This window comes from Bacillota bacterium (assembly GCA_023511485.1).
Classification (GTDB): domain Bacteria; phylum Actinomycetota; class Aquicultoria; order Aquicultorales; family Aquicultoraceae; genus CADDYS01.
Genome location: JAIMBH010000013.1, coordinates 17,158 through 37,751, shown reverse-complemented (window position 1 = coordinate 37,751; position 20,594 = coordinate 17,158). Strand labels below are relative to the sequence as shown.

Below are 20,594 nucleotides of genomic sequence, written 5' to 3'. Positions count from 1 at the left end.
TTTTGCTTTTACTTATTATCCTGACTGACCGGCAAGCAGGATAACATACCTCATCAAGAATCCCCCAACCAAAACCAACGTAGCTGAGAGATAGGCTGAATTTGCCGAAACCCTGCCACTCCTTACAGCGCTATACTCAATAGCAAGAGGGGCTATAAGACCAACCACTACAATCCCTAGCCAGAAAGCAACTGCGTAGCTACCAATAGCTATAGTCCACAGCGCACTTGGTGCCCAAATAGCTAAACCAACAAGTAGCGCTACAAAGGCAAGTATTTCAAGGACTATAACCTTTGCATCAGCCTTACCCAACAGATGAAGAAGCTCCTCATCGGCATCGTTTCTGAACCTCACTGCAAGCATAAGGACAGCAACGCCAGTTGAAGTGGCCGAGAACAAGAAAAGCATTCCCAAAAATGGTGTTGCATGCCAAAGAGTAGCCGAAGTAGACGTCAATAGAACACCAGTATAGCCTGCAACCAGCACACCGAAAATCATGGTCACATAAGACACACCTCTACGAAGGGAATCTTTGTCCACATAAAATAGCACCAGGTTAATAATAAGGAGAATGGAAAAGACGCTCAGAAGCCACGTTCCCAAAGACATTACCGAGCTTGGGTTGAACATCGGCAGAAAGCTTTCGTTTAAAATAAACTTCCAGAATGAAAGGGGTCTACCTAAATCCACTACCAGTAATGCAAGCCCGACTACAATCAGGGGCAAAGCAATAATATTGCCCCACATGGCCACACGCCGGTACTTACCACCGCTATAGATTTCGGCTAATGCGCCGCTGTAGAAAGCCGCGGCTGCGACGCCAGCCAGAAACAGGTACAGGGCGATGATTAATGACCAGTTTACTTGATACATTAACCTTTCCCTCCTTTCATGCTTCTTGCATGCGCCTCTTTCAAGCCTCTCTCACGCGCCTCAAAAAAGCTCTTAAAAGGTATGAGGGCTAGAAGGCCAGCCGCCACACCAACACCAGCCCATGTGGCAGCAACAGTTGCGGTTGCAATCTGTGGATTACCTGGAAGTCCGTAAGCCTCCGGCTCATCCTCTAAGACATATATCGTGCGCAAGCCACCTACTTCGTGTTCTCCATAAACTACTGCCTTTTTACCTTGAGCTTGAAGTTCCCTTTGCCTTGCCTTAGCTTGGCTGATTATTTCGGAACGCACTCCAAAACTCAAGGCCCCAGTTACGCAAGTGCTGACGCATGCCGGCTCCATAGCAGCTGCAACCCTTTCCGGACACCCACGGCATTTTCTTGAAGTTCCGGTTTCTTCCGAAAAGTTAGCCGCACCAAATGGGCAGGCAGCCACACAGTTTTTACACCCGATACAGCGGTTCTGGTCGATTTGAACTAATCCTGTAGAAATACTCTTCTTCACAGCGCCAGCAGCGCAAACTGCCTCGCAGCTTGGATTAGCACAATGCATGCACTGTACTTTAGCAAAGAGAAACTTTACCTGACCGCTCTCACGCTTTTCCCTGAAGTTTATTTTGGTCCAGGTATTACCGGTTAGAGTCCGGGGATTTTCATAAGTACCCCAAAACTCTGTTTTATCTGCGGGAAGGCCATTCCATTGCTTACAGGCAACCTGGCATCCGCGACAACCAGTGCACTTAGACGCATCATATAGAATTGCTTGGTCGGCCACTTTAGCTCACCCTCTCTATGTTAACAAGAAACGCCTTGTACTCAGGAATGCTGGTATTGGCATCGCCTATATGTGCAGTCAAACTGTTAGCACTGTCGCCGATGGCAATACCCTGAAAGCCAAAATGCCAGGGAATCCCAATTACCTCTACTTCTCCGCCATTAACTTTTAGGGATTGCACGCGCTCAGTTACAAGAGCATATGCCTGTATCTCACCACGGGCTGAACTGACTTTTACCTTATCCCCATTACTAATGCCCTTGGCTTTAGCAAGACTCGGGCTTAACTCCACAAACATAGCCGGCATCAGCTCGGCAAGCCATGGTAGATTTCTGGTCATAGCACCTGCCTGCCAATGTTCAGAGAGCCGATATGTTGTAGCAACAAAAGGATACTTTTTTGTATCGCCAACGCTATTCATAGCGGTGGCCGGAATTTTAACCGCCGGATTTAGCTGTACCTTGTTAAGAAGATTTTTAGTCGGACTCTCTGCCGGCTCATAGTGCTCTGGGAAAGGCCCTTCTTTCATTTTATCGGTAAAGAGGGCGCCGAGACCATTTGCTTGCATGATGAATGGCTTTATACCACCTCCAGATGGATCAGTTGGCGCAAGTGTCGCATTAAAATCAGGCACGTCTTTGCCAACCCATTTTCCGGGCTTTCCTGTCTTTGCGTCGATTGCCGCCGGATCCCACCAGATAACTTTCTTATCCTCACTCCAGGGTACTCCGTTTAAATCTGCGGTAGTACGGTTGTAGAGAATCCTGCGGTTTACTGGCCAGGCAAAAGACCAGTTAAGATAGCTCCCGATTCCGCTTTCGTCTTTGGTGTCACGCCGCTTGGCAAGATACTTGCCTTCCTTCATGATTCCGCCCCAAATCCAGACACCACAAGCGGTGGAGCCGTCTTCTTTCAGATCGCCAAATGTCACCATCGGTTTTTTAGTTGCAACCTCATAGCCACCCATCTCAAGGGCTACTTTCTCGACGTCGGGCTCTTCTTTTACACCATAGCCCCAAGTAAGATATTTGATAGGCTCATCCTGAGGCTTATTGCTGTTTGCATAAAGCCTCTTAACGCGCTTCGCAATCTGGTCGATCATCCACAGGTCGCTTTTTGATTCACCAATAGGATCGATTGCTTTCCAACGATACTGTATCCAACGACCGCTGTTTGAAATCGTTCCCTCTTTCTCAATCGAAGAGGCTGCCGGCAGAAAGAATACTTCCGTGTTGATTTTACTTGGGTCTGCACCAGGACGCTTCCAGAACACAGCAGTCTCCGTCTCCCAGAGGTCAGCTACAACTAGCCAGTCAAGCTTCTCTAAAGCTTTAGCTTCCTTGTTAGCATTTGGGCCACCAACTACCGGATTCATACCAAAAGAAAACATGCCTTTGATTTTTCCCTCATATAGTGCCTCAAACACGCCGATGTGCGTGTAGTTTGTTTTAGCATCACGTTTTGGCAGATATTGGTAAGCAAACTCATTTGCTGCCGTTGCATTATCTCCCCACCATGCCTTGAGAAGGCTAACCATGAACTTGGGCTTGTTCGACCAGTATCCGGTTTTAGGAGTCTCTTTTGCGAGATAGGCTGCTAGATTGGCATAAGCTGGTTCATTGGTAGGAGCGTTAAGATATCCTGTCAGCAGATGACTTAGAAGGCCTATATCTGTCGATCCCTGGACATTAGACTCGCCGCGAAGAGCGTTTATTCCACCACCTGGCAAACCTATATTTCCAAGAAGCAGTTGCAGGATAGAGAGTGCCCGGACATTTTGGGAGCCAACCGTGTGCTGGGTAATACCCATGGCATAGAGTACTGTCCCCGATTTATCCGGCCTTCCAGTTGCCGCAAAAGCTTTGGCTGCTTTAATAAAAGAATCCTTTGGCGCACCGGTTATTTTTGAGACGGTATCAACATCATAGCGCGAGTAATGCTTTTTAAGTAGCTGGAAGACGGTTCGTGAGTGCTGTAGCGTTGTGTCTTTTAGCGGCTTGCCATCGGGATCGTTTTTGGTAGTCCAGGTATCTACGGCATATTTCTTATTTGTCGCGTCATAACCACTAAAGAGCCCGTCGTTAAAAGTATAACCATCATTTACAATAAGGGCTGCATTTGTATAGTTAACGACATAGTCTTTCCAGTAAAGATTGTTCTCCAGGATATAATTGATCAATCCACCAATAAAAGCGATATCGGTACCAGGGCGAATTGATACATAGTAATCAGACTTAGATGCCGTTCTGGTAAAACGCGGGTCGACGCTGATTATTTTTGCACCACGTTCCTCCCTTGCCTTCGTCAGCCACTTAAATGACATCGGATGGTTTTCTGCAGCATTGCTGCCAATTATTAAAGCACAGTCGGTATTTTTTAGATCAATCCAGTGATTTGTCATTGCACCACGGCCAAACGAGGGGCCAAGACCGGCCACCGTGGCCGAATGTCATATGCGAGCCTGGTGTTCAAGAAACGTAACACCGAGTCCACGCATCAGTTTTGTGAGAAGATAACATTCCTCGTTGTCGAGCGCTGCACCACCTATAGAAGCAATGGAATCAGTACGGTTTACTGTGATCCCATTCTCCTGGGCGATAAAGCTCGCATCTCTTGTCTTCTTTACATTCTGGGCAATTCGATCAAGAACCCATTCCCAGTCTTTCTCTTCCCATCTGTCGCTGCCCGAAGCGCGGTAAAGCGGCTTTGTCATTCGCCGCTTATTGATAGCCACTTGGAAAAGAGAGGACCCCTTGCTGCATAGCGAGCCTTGGTTGATTGGGTTGTTGGCGTCTCCCTGCGTATTGATAACTTTGCCATTCTGCGTATGAACAACAATTCCGCAGCCGGCACCGCAGTAGGGACAAATCGTAGGTGTTTCTTTTGCGTACTTGATCTTTAGCTCTTCTGTAGCTGCCTCAACATCTGTAAGATCAAAACCCAGATCAAGAAGAAGAGCAGCTGAAACTACGCCCGTTGTTTTTAGGAAGTCCCTTCTCGTAAGCTTAGCATTCACTCTGTACCCCTTTTCTTAAAGACTTTCCTCCCACTGTTTACAAAATCAAATATTGATTTTGCCCCATATCTCATCCCTTTTTGGCGTGATGAGATTAACGCTTAGTTCCCCAGTAAGTGTTTATACCCATTCGACAGGATATATTAACAATATTAGCGTAAGTTATGTGAATTTTTTCTCATTCTTTTGGGTGATATATCGCTTGCATTTCACACGGTTTAGCTGGTACCGACTTTTACCTCTCTTTTTAGCATGCTTATATACGGGTAAGCTACTCAAAAAGTTTTTAATGCCCTGAATCGCTAACCCAAAGATAAACGGTAAGGTGTACGGTACAGACGTTTTTATATACCATTCACCTTTTATATAAACCCATTTACCGCTAAATTAGTACACCTACCAGGTTTTTATTAACTATTTAAAGTTTACTAACGATAATAGAATTACGGAAAAAGCAATTTACTCTAAAGACATTACGGGGGTGAGATTTAAGATGGCAAGGGAAGCTATTTTTGAAAGGGTCTTACGCGGAGTAGGCTTGAGTGTAAGAAAGGCTAACCCCTGGAGCGTACTAAGCGTTGAGAAAATGCTCTCTGGGCTTGGTATTGAGAACTGTAAGTTCGACTACCAGGCAAAAAAGGTAGAGTTACCCAGCCAGAAAGATTTACTAAAAATCATCGAGCACCTGATGCCGTTGGAAATCTCAGCTGATTCAACCATAAGCATCACCGAGTATAACGGCTCAAGAAGACTGAGGCTAGGTTACTGGCAATTTGAGGCAAAAAACTAGTGTGGTCTGCTATTAATAGGAAGATAAAAAGGGCCTCGGCAAGGGGTTCTTTTTATCTTGGTTGCTGAATTAAATCTGGGGTAAAAATCTCTGGGTGGCAGATGGCGCCCATTTGCTCGCAACTATAAAAGAGCGGTCTAGACCGCTCTTTTATAGTTGTGAGCCACTGAGCGGATTCGAACCGCTGACCTGCTCATTACGAGTGAGCTGCTCTGCCTGCTGAGCTACAGTGGCAATCTATATAATGACCTTATATTAATACCAAAATTCTGGCGTTTTGTGAAGGGCTGCAAAGCTTAAAGGGCTTGCTGTACAAAATAACTATTCATCTATATCTGGTAAGAAGTCGGCATCCTCGTCGATCTCTTCTATCTCCGGTTTGGTGCCGTTTTTCGGACCATGACCGTTGCCACAGCACTCTTCCGGCTCACATGGCGCCTGGCAGTTACAGCTAAGAGCCTGGACAAGCGGCATCTCGATGCGCTGGCCTGATTCAAGCTCACAGATAACAGTTTCTTTCGGGACGTTGAACTCAACGATTCTTGCAATTCCAAATTCGGTCGTAACCTTAGTGCCTCTTTTGGGAGCACGCTTCTTAAAATCCTGATAAACCTCATATTCATATTTTAAGCAGCACATTAGTCTTCCGCAGATACCCGATATCTTAAGTGGGTTAAGCGGCAGGTCCTGCTCCTTAGCCATACGAATGGATACTGGCTCAAAATCGCCCAGAAATACGGTGCAGCAAAGTCTCTGACCGCAGGGACCAAGGCCACCGACCATCTTCGCTTCGTCACGAACACCAATTTGGCGAAGCTCGATTCTTGTCCTAAATACTGAGGCAAGGTCTTTTACCAGTTCTCTAAAATCGACGCGCCCATCTGCGGTAAAGTAAAATATTACCTTACTTCTATCGAAAACATACTCAACATCGATTAATTTCATTGGAAGCCCGTGTTTTACTATTTTCTCTTCGCAGATCTTGTAGGCTTCTTTCTCCTTATCTTTGTTTTGCAAAAGCTGATTTTTGTCTTCATCGGAGGCTATCCGTAGCACCTTTTTCAGCGGTGCTGTAACCTCCTCCTCCGGGACTTCCATTGGTGAGGCAACTATCTCGCCAAATTCCAACCCCCGAGCTGTTTTGACTATAACTTTGTCGCCACTTTTTAGATCTATCCCATCTGGGTCAAAGTAATAAACTTTACCGGCCTTTTTAAACACAACTCCAACAACTATCGGCATTTATAAGAAAACCTCCGGTTTTTCACCCACCCTGGCCCCTCTAAAGAAGGGACATTTAGATAAAGTGGGAATTTTGCACTTTAATTACATCATGTATCTTAAATAACATTGTTTCGAATGCTAATTGCATATTAACATTAAATCGCAAATATTGCTTAGTTTCTTCTATTATTTGCAGACACCTATATATATCCTGGCTGGTCAGAAGCTCGACGGTCTCCTTTACCGCCAGGATATAATCCTTATTTAGCAACAGGTCTTCTCTGCCCGTCTCTTTAAGTAAGATAATGTCGCGAAACCACGATACCATGATGCCCAGGATTTCCTCAAATCCTTGGTGTTCCTCATAGCTAAGTTCTCTCTTCTGGCGCTGTTCGATTCGTTTCTTGATCTGCGGTGGTATATTGCCTAAGTTAAACTGGGATTTGAGCTCCGAGATTTCTTTTTTATGCTTTTCCTTCAACTCATTAAGCGGCCTTTTAACTTCGCCTAGAAGCTCCTCGGCAACAAAGGTAAGTCCAGCAAGGTCAAACCGGTCGATGTCCTGGACTATCCGCAAGACCTTCTTGCGCCGCTCCTTCTTTACAGGGGAGATTGCAAACGATATCGCATTTCCCAAAATACTGCCGCTTAATCTGGTTGCAAGAGCCGCTTCTTCATAGCTTAAGTTATACCGCTCAACTAGAAAAGATATCATCTCACTAACAGGAAGTGGCCTGAACTGCACCAGCCGGCAGCGAGATATTATGGTCGGAAGAAGTGCATCTATGTTGGATGAGATGAGAATAAAGACCAGATTTTGCGGAGGTTCTTCTAAGGTCTTTAGTAAGGTATTGGCCGCCTCAGTAGTTAACTTATCTGCCTCGTCGATAATAATAACTTTGGTCTTGCCCTCATAGTTTTTAAGCGAAATGGATTGCAGAAGTCGTCTTATCTGTTCGATGAGTATAAAATTGCCTTCAGGCTCAACAAGAAAAATATCGGGGTGTATCTCACGCAATACTTTGCTGCAGGATAGACACGTACCACATCCGTTGTCTTCACAGTTTAAAGCAGCCGCCATTATTTTAGCGGTGGTCCACTTGCCGACGCCTCGCGGCCCCGTAAAGAGCCAGGCATGAACAGCCTCACCGGAATCGAGTGAGCCCAGTATTTTGTCTACTGCACCTTTCTGGCCGATAATATCTGTCCAGAGAGTGTTTTTACTCATGCTATCACCAGAACTCATGCCAAACTACAGCTCCTTTGACCCTGCCCGAAGTAAGCTCCTTTAGGCTGCTAGACAGGGCTAAAGCCCTGCGCTTTAATTACTGCCTCTACTACCCGGACAACTTCTTCATGCACCTCATGAACACTCATACTACCATCAATTATATGCCAGCGGCCTGGGTCATGCTTGGCCAGCTGCAGGAAGCCCGCTTCGACGCGGTTGTGGAACTCGATTGATTCTTGTTCAATGCGGTCGGCTTCTAGTTTGGTTGCCCTCTTAAGACCTAGCGATACGGGAACAGCCAGAAGTATCGTCAGGTCAGGTTTGAGACCCTGGGTGGCGCGTTTGTTGATATCTAATATAAAATCCAGGGGAAGGGCCCGGCCGTAGTGTTGATAAGCTATCGATGAGTCAAGATACCGGTCGCTAATCACTATTTCTCCCTTGTCTAAAGCGGGTTTTATTACCTCCGCAACATGCTGAGCCCGATCAGCAGCATAAAGCAAAACCTCAGTGTGGTAATCCATCAAAGTTAATTCAGGATCAAGAAGGATTTTTCTAATGGCTGCACCGATCAGCGTTCCGCCTGGCTCGCGTGTTGTGACTACATTATAGCCTTTCGCTTTGAGGTAATCTGCTAGGAGAACTATCTGGGTGCTTTTGCCGCTACCCTCGATTCCCTCAAATGTGATAAAGAGCCCTTTTTTCATCTGGTTATCTCCCTAGCAGCTCCGGTCCCTTTGACTTCAGGTTTAGCCTCTCTTGGGTTTACCTTTCGGAATGCTTCGGCATATTTTACGCCGATTCGCTTTCCAGTCATTCCATCCCAGGCCTCATGCATGGCGCGCATCATGCGCTTTTTATACTTAAACTCAGTAAACATAAAGAGAAGGTCGATTTTTTTGTCAAATGTGTCGCTCGTGTCGACGATTAGATTTGGGTTTGCGGCCCTGAAATAATAGAGTGACTTGATAGAGCTATTTCTCTTTGCAACTTCAGTGCCAATTTGACCTGCCGCAGAATGGTCTCCATCCATTTCCAAACCGGCCTGTACTGCCTGGCCATCACCGCCATACACTTTGTTGTTTCTTGAGACCGCCCGGCGCAGACCACTCCAGGCATCCGGACTTCCTGGTGCAAACGTAAAGATACAATCGACATCGACCTGCTTTGCTATTTTTTCTACCTTCTTAAGCGCTTCATCCGAATACCTCAAACTTCCATCAGCGTAATTGAAGAAAAATACATGTTTTAAACCTTCGGCCCTTGCGATGATAAGCTGCTCATCGTGTCTTGTCTTGATGATACGCTTGGAGTAAAAAGCAGGCATGTAGCTTTGTTTTCCACCATTTGTAAGAATTGCAAGATAAACGTCGTTTCCCCGCTCAAGCAGCTTAGGAATCGTACCGCCGGCCATAAATTCAAGATCGTCAGGGTGTGCGGTCACAAAGAGAACCTTGCCATTTTCAGGAAGAGCGTTAAGACCCTCATATTTGCCCGGCTCTGCCTTTACCTCACTTCGCGCCATCCTGCTTTTGATGAGATAAGGTGCAAGAATATAGAGAATCCCAAGCATGAGAACTAAAATTAAGAATAACACTCCAAATACTTTTGCCAACTTCACCAACATAGAATTGACACCTATGCTTCCCTGTAGAGCTCTCTATTTTTCTCGTATAGGTCGCCGCCCCAGGCATCAATGGCAACAATTGCTGGAAAGTGCTCAACCTCCAGCCTGTATATCGCCTCGGGACCGAGTTCCGGATAAGCCACTAGCTCTGCTTTTTTAACAAAAGATGAGAGGAATGCGGCAACCCCACCAGTCGTGGCAAAATAGACTGCATTGTGTTTGGCAAGGGCGGCTTTAACCTCAGCTGAGCGCGGACCTTTTCCAATCATGCCTTTGAGTCCGTACTCAAGAAGAATCGGTGTATAAATATCCATGCGCGCGCTGGTCGTGGGACCAATTGAGCCGATTGGCCTGCCAGGTGGATTCGGTGTGGGGCCAGCATAAAATATTACCTGTCCTCTGAGGCCAAACGGGAGCGGCAAACCCCTCTCAATTAGTCTGACCAGTATCGCATGCGCCTGATCGCGAGCAGTATAGATTATGCCGGATATATCAACCGTATCGCCAGCTCTAAGTTTTGATACTGTGTTGTCGTCCAGCGGTGTGCGGATACTATAATGCATAATTTTCATCTACCATCTATAATAGCGCAGCCCTTAAGGGCTGCTTTCTGGCCTGGAAGTGCCGATGTTCCAACTGGCGAACTGCAGCACTAAAATAAAAGCATTGGCACTTTGGTACATCAAGACATCCAGACAAAGCAATTATTTAAGTTTCGGTAACCGAGACCTAAATAATTGCTTCTGCTTGGCGGGCAGCATGGCAGTTGAATGCCACAGCAACTGGAAGGCAGGCGATGTGGGTCGGCATCGTTTCGATTTTCACCCCAAGGGCGGTAACCCTTCCGCCAAGGCCAGCTGGGCCAATGCCAAGTTTGTTTACCTCTACAAGAATCTCTTCTTCAAGCGCTGCAAGATCAGGGTCTGCATTCTTATCGGCTAGCGGTCTAAGCAGAGCCTTTTTTGCAAGAAGCCCGACTTTGTCAAAACTGCCGCCTATACCAATGCCGATGATTACAGGTGGACATGACTTTGCGGCTCCCTCTGCCGCCTGCAGAACAAAATCTTTAACTGCATCGACTCCGCCAGATACCGCAAGCATGCGAAGCTGCGATGCATTCTCAGTGCCGCCGCCTTTTGGCATAACGATTATCTTTATCTTGTCACCCGCTACTATATCTGCGTTAATAAACGCCGGTATGTTATCCCCAGTGTTTTTTCGCTCGTAAACCGGCTTGGCAACGATTGATTTTCTCAGATATCCTTCGTTATAGGCCTCCCTTACGCCCTCGTTTACCGCTGCGGTTAAATCCCCTTTAATCAATACATCCTGTCCAAGCTCGATAAAAATACCGACATAGCCGGTATCTTGACAAATCGGGAGCTGCTCGCTTTTGGCAAGACCGGCGTTTTTGACTATTTGCTCGATAACTTCTTTGCCGGTTGGCGATACCTCAATACCAAGGCTAGTCTTTATAGCCTCAAGCACATCTGGGCGAAGTACGGTATTTGCCCTTAGACAAAGGTCTTTTATAACTTGTGTGATCTCCGAAGCGAAGACCTCTCGCAAGATAAACCCCCCAAATTATAAAGAATATTTATCAGCATCGGTTGGGTCCACGATAAGCTCAGATAGCTCGGCAAGAAGGCTTTTTGCCGCGGCAACCGAATCATTGAACGCCTTTATCTCGTTGTCTAAAAGCGGTATCTCAATGATTTCTTCAACGCCGCCTTGGCCAAGCCTTACAGGTAGCCCGATGTATATTCCTTTTACTCCATACTGGCCCTGCGCCATAACTGAGCAGGGCATGACCTCGCCGGTGTCATCTACTATAGCAGTAGCCATGTAGGCGGCTGCTGCACCCGGAGCGTAAAACGCACTTCCGGTTTTCAAGTAAGATACTATCTCGGCCCCGCCGAACTTAGTTTTATTAATAATCTCATCTATCTTTTCCCGACTCAAGAGGTCGGCTAAGGGGGTCCCCTCTACCCTTGCCTGGCTTACAACCGGAACCATTGAATCGCCATGCGCACCGATCACCATTCCTTCGATATTTGCCATCGGGGCTTCGAGTTCCCGCGAGATAAAATATTTGAAACGAGCGGAATCAAGCACACCGCTCATGCCCAGAACTCGACTTGGGTCATAGCCAGTAACTATATGCGCAAGCTGAGTCATGGCATCAGCGGGATTGGTAACGACCAGAATGATAGCATTTGGGGCGACCTGCATGACGTTTGTAAGAACAGATCTTAAAATTTCGGCATTCTTGCCTAGAAGGTCGCTCCTGCTCATGCCTGGCTGCCTTGCAAGACCAGCGGTGATTATAACGATATCTGAGCCTTCGGCCAGGCTGTATTCAGTACCACCGATGATCTCCCTGTAATAACCCTCAATTGCTCCCGCCTGCATCATATCAAGTGATTTGCCCTTTGCAAGTCCCTCGACGATGTCTATCAAAGCGATGTCAGCAACGTTGTTCTTAAGAAGAGTATATGCGCATGTGGCGCCGACGTTTCCTGCTCCTATGATCGATATTTTTGGCATGAATAAAGACCTCCGGTTTTGTTCAGTGTTCAGGATTCAGTTTACAACCAGCGAAAGCAAGTGGTAAGGTACTCCATCCCCTCACCTCGCCTCTTCCTTAGGGGAGAGGAATACAAACACCGGGTTAGTCTGCCACCGCCGCCACTTTTTCCTCCCTGGTCATCTGTCTGTCAGCTTCTACTTCTTTAGCTGCAGGGGCATCTTTTTTCTCCTTGGTCGGGCACTGGGGGTTGATGCAAAGTATCCAGGGTCTTCCCTTGCCGGCAAGGACCTTTACCTTAGGGCTTCCGCAAGCGTCGCATGTCTCGCCAAGCGCGATTATCTCACCGTATTGAGGCAGAGGATAGGACGTGTTGCATTCCGGATAGTTGGTGCAGCCCACGAATCTCTTACGGCTCTTCTTAGCCCTGATAATCTTCAAATCCGAGCCGCACTTCAAGCATTTACCAACAATTTTATCTGTGCGGATTCCCGCTCTTATCTCCTCGCCAAGCTCTTCCTTCTTCTCATTTAGCGCCTGCATGATGTCGGCCAACATCTGCCTTGACCGTCCAACAACAGCACTGTGACTTGTCACACCCTCTGCAATAGCATCCATATCCTTCTCCAGCTCCGCCGTCATCTCAGGTGTCGCTATACGCTCGGCATACTTAAGCAGCGATGTGGCAACTGCCATACCGGTTTCGGTCGGCTGGATAGGGTCGCCGTGGATATATCCCCTGTCGTAGAGGCTTTTTATAATCTCGTGCCTTGTCGCTTTGGTGCCAAGACCGAGCTCCTCCATCTTCTGGATGAGCTTACCCTGGCTATACCTTGCGGGAGGCTGCGTTTCTTTATCCTCGATGTTTGTTTCGACAAGGGCAAGCGTATCCCCCTCAGTTACTGCCGGGAGCTCCTCATCTTTCTTTCGGTTGTAGTGGTAGTATTTAAGCCAGCCTTCACTAACAACCCGGCTTCCCCTTGCAAAGAATGGTTCGCCATTGGTATCGATATCTATGCGCATGCTCTCAGATATAGAAACGGGAGCAAGTGTTGCGTAGAACCTCCGCACAACCAGCTCGTAGACTTTCCATTCGACCGGCTCAAGCTCGTCTTTTTTTGGCACACCGGTCGGGTGAATCGGCGGATGGTCCGTTGCAAACTTCTTGCCACGCGTGGGTTTTAAGTCTTTTTGCTTCAATAGCTCGGTTGCAAGCATGCCAAGCTCTGGGCTTGACATAAGTATCTCAAGTATTTCACGCAAGTTAAGCGATGGCGGATACACGGTGTTATCCACCCTGGGATAGCTTATGTAGCCCTTCATATAAAGGGACTCGGCAATCCGCATCGCATTTGCTGTAGATATTCCAAGGTTTGCCGCAGCACTTAAGAATGCGGTTGTATTAAATGGAGCCGGCGGCGCGATCTCTCTTTGCGATTTAGTCACGGAAACAACCTTTCCGCTAGCAGCCCCTTTTATATTCTCGATAACTTTATCTGCTTCTTTTCTATCAAAGAACTTCTCGGTTTTGTGACTTGCGATAATCTTCTGCTTACCATGCTCAAAGGTCGCCTTTATTTGCCAGTAAGGCTCAACAACAAAGGCCTCACGCTCTTTTTCCCTCTGCACAATAAGCGCAAGCGTCGGGCTCTGGACACGACCAACCGATAGGAATTGGAACCCGAGCCTTTTTGAGGCAAGCGAAATAAACCGGGTAAGAGTCGCCCCCCAGATCAAGTCAATATCCTGGCGGGCCTCACCAGCGTGTGCAAGGTCTATATATAGATTCTCGGTATGGGTAAATGCGCGCTCGATTTCCGGTTTGGTAATAGCCGAGAACCGTGCTCGTTTTACATCTACCTCCGGGTTTACTTCTTTTATTAAGTTGACCGCATCGCAGCCAATAAGCTCACCTTCCCGGTCAAAGTCGGTTGCAATTACAACTTTGTCGGCGCCTTTAGCCAGCTTCTGCAGAGCTTTTATAATCTGCTTCTGCGTTGGAACCTTGATAATCTCTGCGTTGATAAGCGACTCAGGGGATACCTTCTGCCAATTGCTGTACTCCTCAGGAAAATCAACCTTAAGGATATGACCTTTAAGTCCAATTACTGCCGTCTCTGAGCCGTTTTCCGCAAACTTATAAACCGGGATTGTATAGCTCTTCTCCGTTTTGACCTTTCCGTTTGCCAGTATCTTTGAAATTCTCTCAGCCGCGATATTTTTTTCCGTCACAATTAACTTCATCAACATCAACCTTTAAAGCCTAGTTTGTCTGACTCTATTTATTGGTCAGGTTTAAGTTTCCAAACCTGCCTGAACATTATATTGTTTCGGTATGTTTTGCGCAATAACTTAGTAAATCCTGTATCGGAGGTTTCTAGCAGGATTTTTAGCGTAAATTGGCTAAAATTTCAAGGTTTAACACCCAATAGCTTACTTGACATGCTTATTTGTGGCACACTCACCAGTTTGGCCCTTAAGAATTTGGATACCATGTGGCAGCGCAGGCATAATAACAGAAAGCGATTCGCGCACTGCTTTTTGGCTTCCGGGAAGGTTTATTATGATGGTCTGGCCCCTTATACCGCTAACCGCTCTTGAGAGCATCGCATGGGGTGTTATTTTGAGGCTCTCATGCCGGATAGCCTCAGCAAACCCCGGAGCAAGCCGCTCGATAACTGCTAAGGTCGCTTCAGGTGTTACATCCCTGGAGGAAAAACCTGTTCCGCCGGTAGTTAAAATCAAATCGACATCTTCAAAATCGGCGAGGTGCACCATTCGCTCCTCGATCTCATACTGCTCATCAGGTATGACCTCGTAGGAAACCACACTGGCTCCCTCCGCCTCGACGATTTCCCTGATTGCCGGGCCGCTTGTATCCTCACGCTCTCCACGCGAGCCTTTATCACTAATAGTCAGTACAGCAACTTTTACACCTTGCAGTTTCATTTTTCACCCTCGATAATTAAATCATCGCCCACACTTACCTGCCCGCCCCGGACTACCCTGGCAAAGATGCCTTCTTTTGGCATCACGCAATCCCCAGCCTGCCGGTAAATTGCACATTTAGTGTGGCATTCTTTTCCTATCTGCGTTACTTCTAAAACAATGTCTGAGCCTATCTTAACCCTTGTCCCAATCGGAAGCGTAAGAAGGTCAACGCCTTGTGTTGTAAGATTCTCTGCAAAATCGCCGGGACCGACATCCAGACCCATAGCGACCATCTTATCTATGCTCTCCTTCGCAAGAAGGCTAACTTGTCTGTGCCAATTCTTAGCATGCGCATCACCATCAAGCCCATAATCGGCAACGACCTTGGCGTGCGCAACCGGCATTTTTCTCACACCCTTTTTGGGATTTATATTTACCGATACGATTTTTGCTTTACCATCTCTCAATTTATGCCACCTCAATACAGCTGCTAGCATCTAGCTTGTAGTGCAGGATTTAGCCCGAATCAAATAAGTGTAGCGCAGGACTTTAGCCCTGCCTTAATTAGATTCCATCTAAAAATCTCTTCTCCAATCCCCACTCTTTCCGCCCGTTTTTTCAACTAGCTCTATATCGCCAATCTCCATTGTCCTATCGACCGATTTGCACATATCATAAACAGTAAGGGCGGCGATGGAGACAGCAGTTAGAGCCTCCATCTCAACGCCTGTTCTATCCATAGTCTTTGCTATCGCCATTATGCCTAGCTCGGTATCAGAGAGCGGTGAGAAGTTGATATCAACGCCAGTTATCTGTAAGGGGTGACACATCGGGATAAGATCGGGCGTTTTTTTTGCGCCCATAATGCCGGCAACCTGCGCGACAGCCAGCACATCGCCTTTTTTGATCGCACCATCTTTTATTAGCTTAAGCGTCTCAGGTCTCATCTTAACCACACCTCGCGCCACCGCCGTTCTTGCCGTGATAGATTTGTTGCTTACATCAACCATCTGCGCCCGGCCCTCTTTGTTAAAATGCGTCATTGCTTTCAATTCTTCTTCTGCAATTCTCCAGCGATCTGCCATCTTACCCCCCTATCTGGTACATAAGCCTGTTCGTCTTAATCCGCTCTGCGATATCGTGTTTCTCCGGCTTGCTTTCAAGAACGCCTCGGATAAACGAAGCAATTTCCTCCTTGCTAAAGTTATCGCGAAGGACGGGCTTTATGTCAAATTCTTCATCCGAGAAGAGACATGTTCTAAGTTTGCCATCTGGTGTGAGACGAAGCCTATTGCAGCTTGCACAGAAATGGTTGCTGATCGGACTGATAAACCCGATAGTGCCAAGCGCACCCTGAAATGTAACGTAGTTAGCCGGGCCGCTCCCTATCGGCCCTCCAATCGTTTCAAATAAACCGTAGCGCGCAAGCCTAACCTTAAGCTCATCGATTGAGACGTAAAGCCCAGGATCTTGCATGCTGACTGGCATAAGCTCAATAAACCTGACATGGACCGGATAATCATAGATAAGCCTAACAAAGTCTTTGGGTTCATCGTTTATGCCGCGCATAAGAACAACGTTTATCTTAACCGGGTCAAACCCAAGTTCAAGAGCGCTATTGAGCCCGGCAAGCGCATCTTCGATATTTCCGACCCGAGTAACCTTGCGGTAGACCTTAGGGTCCAGGCTGTCGAGGCTTATATTTACCCTTTGCAAACCCGCCCGCTTTAAATCGGCACCGAACCGGGGCAAGAGCACACCGTTTGTCGTAAGTGAGATATCTTTTAGGTTTGGGATGGCGGCAAGCATCTCGACTAACTTGACCACGTCTTTCCTTACAAGAGGCTCGCCTCCAGTCAGCCTTATTTTTGACATACCGGCGGATACAGCGGCTACGGCAAATCTTTTGATCTCCTCATAGCTTAAGATATCACAGTGTGGTCTTTGATGTATGCCTTCCTTTGGCATGCAGTAATAGCAGCGCAGGTTGCACCGGTCCGTTACGGATATTCGCAAGTAATCTGTCCTGCGGTTATGCTTATCGATAAGCTCGTCCATGTTTGCCCCTCTCACCGGCTCTGTCGCAAGAACCTCTTCTCCAAAAAGTTTGCCAAGCCTCCTGCATCATCTAAGCCAAAATGCGGGATGTCTATCGGAAACGGGTGGTCTGTGACAAGTGCGATTAACTCATCCTCAGAGCAGATAAGCTCACTGGAGACTTCTTTTCGTGAGACCTCTATTTTTGGAAACGGCCCCCGCTTATATCCTTCGGTGATGATAAGGTCATGCCCCGCACCTGCCAATTCGACAATGTGTTGAATCGGCAGTTCTTTATCTAGCTTCTTTATCATCGCCATCTTGTGTGCCGTAGCGATGATTACCGTATCTGCTCCGGCTTTTGCATGACGGTACGTGTCTTTTCCTGGATGGTCTATTTCAAAATCGTGTACGTTGTGCTTGATGGTAGCGACACGGTAGCCCCTTGCCTTTAGCTCAGCAATAAGCTTCTCGAGAAAAGTGGTCTTGCCCGCGTTTGATTTTCCAACTACCGAGACAACCGGTATCATTTAAAACATCCCAGCTCGCAGGCAAAGATCTTTATCCCAAGCTCATCACAGGCTTCACCAACCTGGCGAAGCGGGATACCCAACTCCTCTCCAACTTTTCGCGCAGCAGTGCAAGATAACCGCTTATCTTTAGATGCCTCTTCTATTTTCTTCAAAATGTCTTCGGTTAGTTTGCTCATATAGACCTCCATGTCACATCTTGATGTGCTAATGCTCCAAAGTACTAAGTTCAAGTAAGGCTACTTAGTCCACCAGTTACCAATTGCCAGTTAATATTTCTTATCTACCACACTAGCAAACTACAGCACTAGAGCACGGGCATTAGCACTTTGGTACATCAATGTTTCTAGATTTTATCGGTCAACATTTAATTTGATATTTCCGGCTATCCCGTAATAGGCTCAAACAACTGCACGGTAACTTTATCTCCGGCTTTTATCTCCTCAACATCTTCCGGCATGACCATTAAGCCATTTGCAAGCGCCATTGCCTTTAAACCATCTGATTGCAATAAGCCGCTTAGCCTTGCTTTAAATACGCCGTCTTCCTTAGTTACAACAGCTCGAAGCATGTTGCGGCGCCCAGTCTTGTTTACGAACGGAGGACCCTGGAAGACCGCTTCAACCGTCATGCGTGCGATATCGGTTCGCCCACTCATTTTAAGCAGCGCCGGGCGAGCGAACTGCTCAAAGCTTACCATTGAGGACGTTGGATGACCTGGAAGACTGATAACCGGTATTTCTTTTATGATGCCAAATGCAAGCTGTTTCCCTGGCTTCATATCAACCTGCCAGAAGACTACCTCGCCCGCCTGTTTTATGATATCTTTTACAAAGTCGTAATCGCCAACTGAAACACCGCCGGTCGTGATAATCATATCGGCGCTTTCCTCTATAGCTTGCCTGACTTTTGCCATGAGATCCTCCTTCGCATCTCTTACAATACCAATCATCAAAGGGATACAACCCGTATCGATTACCTGGGCAGCAATTGAGTAAGCATTACTGTTTCTTATCTTTCCCGGCGCCAACGGTTCGTCGATATTGATAAGCTCATCTCCCGTTGTGATTATCGCGACTTTTGGCCGTTTTACGACTTTTACCCTTGCCTTGCCTACGCTAGCTATCATACCGATATCGCCGGGGGTTATTTTTTTGCCCCGTCTTAAAGCGACTTCTCCGACCCGGATATCTTCACCTGCAAAGCGCACGTTCTCGCCCGGCTTCACCGGGGTAAATATCAAAACACCGCCGTTGGTTTTTTCGGTATTTTCAACCATAACCACTGCATCAGCCCCTTCTGGCATCTGAGCACCAGTCATAATGCGAATCGCCTCACCTTTACCAATGGAGCTCTCTGGCACATAGCCCGCGGCAAGGTTACCAAGCACCTTTAGCTCAACCGGCCCAGCCGGCCATGCACCTGCAGTATCCTCCGAGCGCACAGCATAGCCATCCATCGACGAGTTATCAAACGGTGGGATATTGCTCTCGGAGATGATATCCTCATCAAGGACTCTGCCCAACGAATCAAGTATCGGCACCTCCTCAGTAGAGAGCCTGTCTATTTTGCTTAGGATAATCTCACGAGCCTCATCAACGCTTATCAAACTATCCCTTCCCCCTCGGTCAACAACCTGCTTGCACCGGTATACACCTTCATTTTCTCCCCGCGCACATATCCGATTATTTCGATTCCAAGCCTATTGGCAAGTTCCACAGCAAGCGTAGTTGCCGCTGTGCGCGATACCAGAACCGGAATTCTTGCCTTGGCCGCCTTTACCACCATCTCGTAAGAGATACGCCCCGTCGTAAAGAGCATTACATCCCTTTCCTGAATACCATCTAGAAAGAGCCTTCCAAGTACCATATCAACCGTATTATGCCTACCGATATCCTGACGGATTAGCTTTATCTTGCCATCTCTTGCTAAAGCAGAAGAGTGCATGCCAGGGCGGCGGCTACTCAACAGGAATTCTCTCATAAAAATCGGGATATCTTCAGCCGCAACTCTAAATTCGCTGGTAAGCCTTGCGATGCCCATAGCATCACCAAGGCTTACAAAAGAAAAACCTTTACCGCAGCCAGACGTTACAAAACGCTTCCCCATGGATTGCACCGCATTCTCTTTAGGTTTTGCAGTTCGCACCCTTACTTCGCCACGGTCTTCATTGACACGGATATCAACGAGCTCGCCTCTATCCTGAAGCATTCCTTCGGAAACAAGAAAGCCGCAAGCAAGCTCGTCTAAGTGCTCCATACTCGTCTGCACTGTTACAAGCTCTTCCGAGTTGAGGTATATTGTCACCGGCCTTTCAACCGGCATGCGAGGGTCACCGGTTTCACGGTCTAAAACCTTAAAACATCCTTCTTCATCCTCATCAAGGTTGTGCTCGACTCTTTTTAGCTCGCGCTCGGTATTGATGTTTACGAAAGTCTTATCCGCCCCGTCAAGATGGCTTACCTCTGCGTAGTTTACAACCCTTAGTTTAATATGCGGGAAGAACGATATTACTTTGCGCTCACCGTCCTTCAGGGTTTTCTCAATAGCCGGCAGGCAGCGTTTACTGTAAAAGGCGAAAAGTGGCTCAAGGCCATCGCCAGTCTTCGGAACAACAACATCTGCCTCACCGGTTAGACCTGCTAGATAACCTACGACCTGAGGACTTATAAGAGGCATGTCAACTGCAACAACAAGATTCGTCTCATAAGACGACGCTTTAAGCCCGGCGGCTATACCGCCAAGCGGGCCTTGATAAGGAACCTCATCCTGGACTACTTTGGACACATCTAACTCAAAAGGTATATCCTGATTTTTAACGACAATTACCTCGCCAAACATTTCTTTGAGTATGCGAATAACCCTAATAAGGAGAGGCTCGCCCCGAAACAGAACTGCAACCTTATCCCGACCCATGCGGCTACTTTTGCCTCCGGCAAGTATAATCGCACCCATATCTTTTGTTTGCCTGGTTTCACCAACTGCTATCATTTCAGCTTTATTTACGGACATTT

At 47.2% G+C, this 20,594-nt stretch carries 20 protein-coding genes and 1 tRNA gene; 1 reads left to right on the top strand and 20 read right to left on the bottom strand.

Annotation, left to right across the window (positions count from 1 at the left end; genetic code table 11):
* Positions 1-15: 15 nt before the first annotated feature.
* The 3 genes from nrfD to fdnG are packed head-to-tail and all read right to left on the bottom strand — an operon-like array spanning position 16 to position 4,683.
* On the bottom strand, positions 16-873 hold the full coding sequence (gene nrfD / locus K6T91_05820; protein ID MCL6472314.1) for a polysulfide reductase NrfD: 858 nt from the start codon (positions 871-873) through the stop codon (positions 16-18).
* A complete protein-coding gene (locus K6T91_05815; GenBank protein ID MCL6472313.1) occupies positions 873-1,667 on the bottom strand; it encodes a 4Fe-4S dicluster domain-containing protein in 795 nt (264 codons plus the stop codon). Before K6T91_05815 ends, nrfD begins: the two co-directional genes overlap by 1 nt.
* Before the next feature lies 1 nt (position 1,668).
* The gene (fdnG, locus tag K6T91_05810; protein MCL6472312.1) at positions 1,669-4,683 is read right to left on the bottom strand and encodes a formate dehydrogenase-N subunit alpha; all 3,015 of its coding nucleotides are present in this window, start codon (positions 4,681-4,683) and stop codon (positions 1,669-1,671) included.
* Between the two features lie 493 nt (positions 4,684-5,176).
* Here fdnG and K6T91_05805 point away from each other — a divergent pair, with 493 nt between their 5' ends.
* Positions 5,177-5,473: a hypothetical protein gene (locus K6T91_05805; protein ID MCL6472311.1), complete on the top strand. Its 297-nt coding sequence runs from the start codon at positions 5,177-5,179 to the stop codon at positions 5,471-5,473.
* Positions 5,474-5,634: 161 nt separating this feature from the next.
* On the opposite strand, the gene K6T91_05800 is transcribed toward K6T91_05805, so the two are convergent.
* The 17 genes from K6T91_05800 to fdhD form a co-directional block, all read right to left on the bottom strand.
* Positions 5,635-5,707 (bottom strand) — tRNA-Thr (locus K6T91_05800).
* 87 nt (positions 5,708-5,794) lie between these two features.
* A complete protein-coding gene (locus K6T91_05795) occupies positions 5,795-6,715 on the bottom strand; it encodes a stage 0 sporulation family protein (GenBank protein MCL6472310.1) in 921 nt (306 codons plus the stop codon).
* Between the two features lie 55 nt (positions 6,716-6,770).
* On the bottom strand, positions 6,771-7,943 hold the full coding sequence (gene holB, locus K6T91_05790) for a DNA polymerase III subunit delta' (protein MCL6472309.1): 1,173 nt from the start codon (positions 7,941-7,943) through the stop codon (positions 6,771-6,773).
* A 50-nt stretch (positions 7,944-7,993) separates the two neighbouring features.
* Positions 7,994-8,635 carry a dTMP kinase gene (gene tmk, locus K6T91_05785; protein MCL6472308.1) on the bottom strand — a complete coding sequence of 214 codons (642 nt, stop codon included), beginning with the start codon at positions 8,633-8,635 and terminating at the stop codon, positions 7,994-7,996.
* Complete coding sequence (locus K6T91_05780; GenBank protein ID MCL6472307.1) at positions 8,632-9,555, bottom strand: PIG-L family deacetylase; 924 nt, start codon at positions 9,553-9,555, stop codon at positions 8,632-8,634. The genes tmk and K6T91_05780 overlap by 4 nt, the downstream gene beginning before the upstream one ends.
* A gap of 11 nt (positions 9,556-9,566) precedes the next feature.
* Positions 9,567-10,118 (bottom strand): FumA C-terminus/TtdB family hydratase beta subunit, encoded by a 552-nt coding sequence (locus K6T91_05775; protein ID MCL6472306.1) that lies wholly within the window; start codon positions 10,116-10,118, stop codon positions 9,567-9,569.
* A 166-nt stretch (positions 10,119-10,284) separates the two neighbouring features.
* The gene (locus K6T91_05770) at positions 10,285-11,124 is read right to left on the bottom strand and encodes a fumarate hydratase (protein ID MCL6472305.1); all 840 of its coding nucleotides are present in this window, start codon (positions 11,122-11,124) and stop codon (positions 10,285-10,287) included.
* Between the two features lie 15 nt (positions 11,125-11,139).
* Entirely contained in the window at positions 11,140-12,102 is a 963-nt protein-coding gene (gene mdh / locus K6T91_05765; GenBank protein ID MCL6472304.1) for a malate dehydrogenase, read from the bottom strand.
* A 124-nt stretch (positions 12,103-12,226) separates the two neighbouring features.
* Entirely contained in the window at positions 12,227-14,326 is a 2,100-nt protein-coding gene (locus K6T91_05760) for a DNA topoisomerase I (protein MCL6472303.1), read from the bottom strand.
* Positions 14,327-14,515: 189 nt separating this feature from the next.
* Positions 14,516-15,031, bottom strand: a complete 516-nt coding sequence (mog, locus tag K6T91_05755) for a molybdopterin adenylyltransferase (GenBank protein ID MCL6472302.1) — start codon at positions 15,029-15,031, stop codon at positions 14,516-14,518.
* On the bottom strand, positions 15,028-15,510 hold the full coding sequence (locus tag K6T91_05750) for an MOSC domain-containing protein (protein ID MCL6472301.1): 483 nt from the start codon (positions 15,508-15,510) through the stop codon (positions 15,028-15,030). The genes mog and K6T91_05750 overlap by 4 nt, the downstream gene beginning before the upstream one ends.
* A 78-nt stretch (positions 15,511-15,588) precedes the next feature.
* Complete coding sequence (gene moaC / locus K6T91_05745; protein ID MCL6472300.1) at positions 15,589-16,065, bottom strand: cyclic pyranopterin monophosphate synthase MoaC; 477 nt, start codon at positions 16,063-16,065, stop codon at positions 15,589-15,591.
* Positions 16,066-16,099: 34 nt separating this feature from the next.
* The gene (gene moaA / locus K6T91_05740) at positions 16,100-17,071 is read right to left on the bottom strand and encodes a GTP 3',8-cyclase MoaA (GenBank protein MCL6472299.1); all 972 of its coding nucleotides are present in this window, start codon (positions 17,069-17,071) and stop codon (positions 16,100-16,102) included.
* 11 nt (positions 17,072-17,082) lie between these two features.
* Positions 17,083-17,580 carry a molybdopterin-guanine dinucleotide biosynthesis protein B gene (mobB, locus tag K6T91_05735; protein MCL6472298.1) on the bottom strand — a complete coding sequence of 166 codons (498 nt, stop codon included), beginning with the start codon at positions 17,578-17,580 and terminating at the stop codon, positions 17,083-17,085.
* A complete protein-coding gene (locus K6T91_05730; GenBank protein ID MCL6472297.1) occupies positions 17,577-17,759 on the bottom strand; it encodes a hypothetical protein in 183 nt (60 codons plus the stop codon). Before K6T91_05730 ends, mobB begins: the two co-directional genes overlap by 4 nt.
* 206 nt (positions 17,760-17,965) lie before the next feature.
* Complete coding sequence (locus K6T91_05725) at positions 17,966-19,189, bottom strand: molybdopterin molybdotransferase MoeA (protein ID MCL6472296.1); 1,224 nt, start codon at positions 19,187-19,189, stop codon at positions 17,966-17,968.
* Positions 19,186-20,592, bottom strand: coding sequence for a formate dehydrogenase accessory sulfurtransferase FdhD (gene fdhD / locus K6T91_05720; GenBank protein MCL6472295.1), 1,407 nt, complete (start codon positions 20,590-20,592; stop codon positions 19,186-19,188). The genes K6T91_05725 and fdhD overlap by 4 nt, the downstream gene beginning before the upstream one ends.
* Positions 20,593-20,594 lie beyond the last annotated feature (2 nt).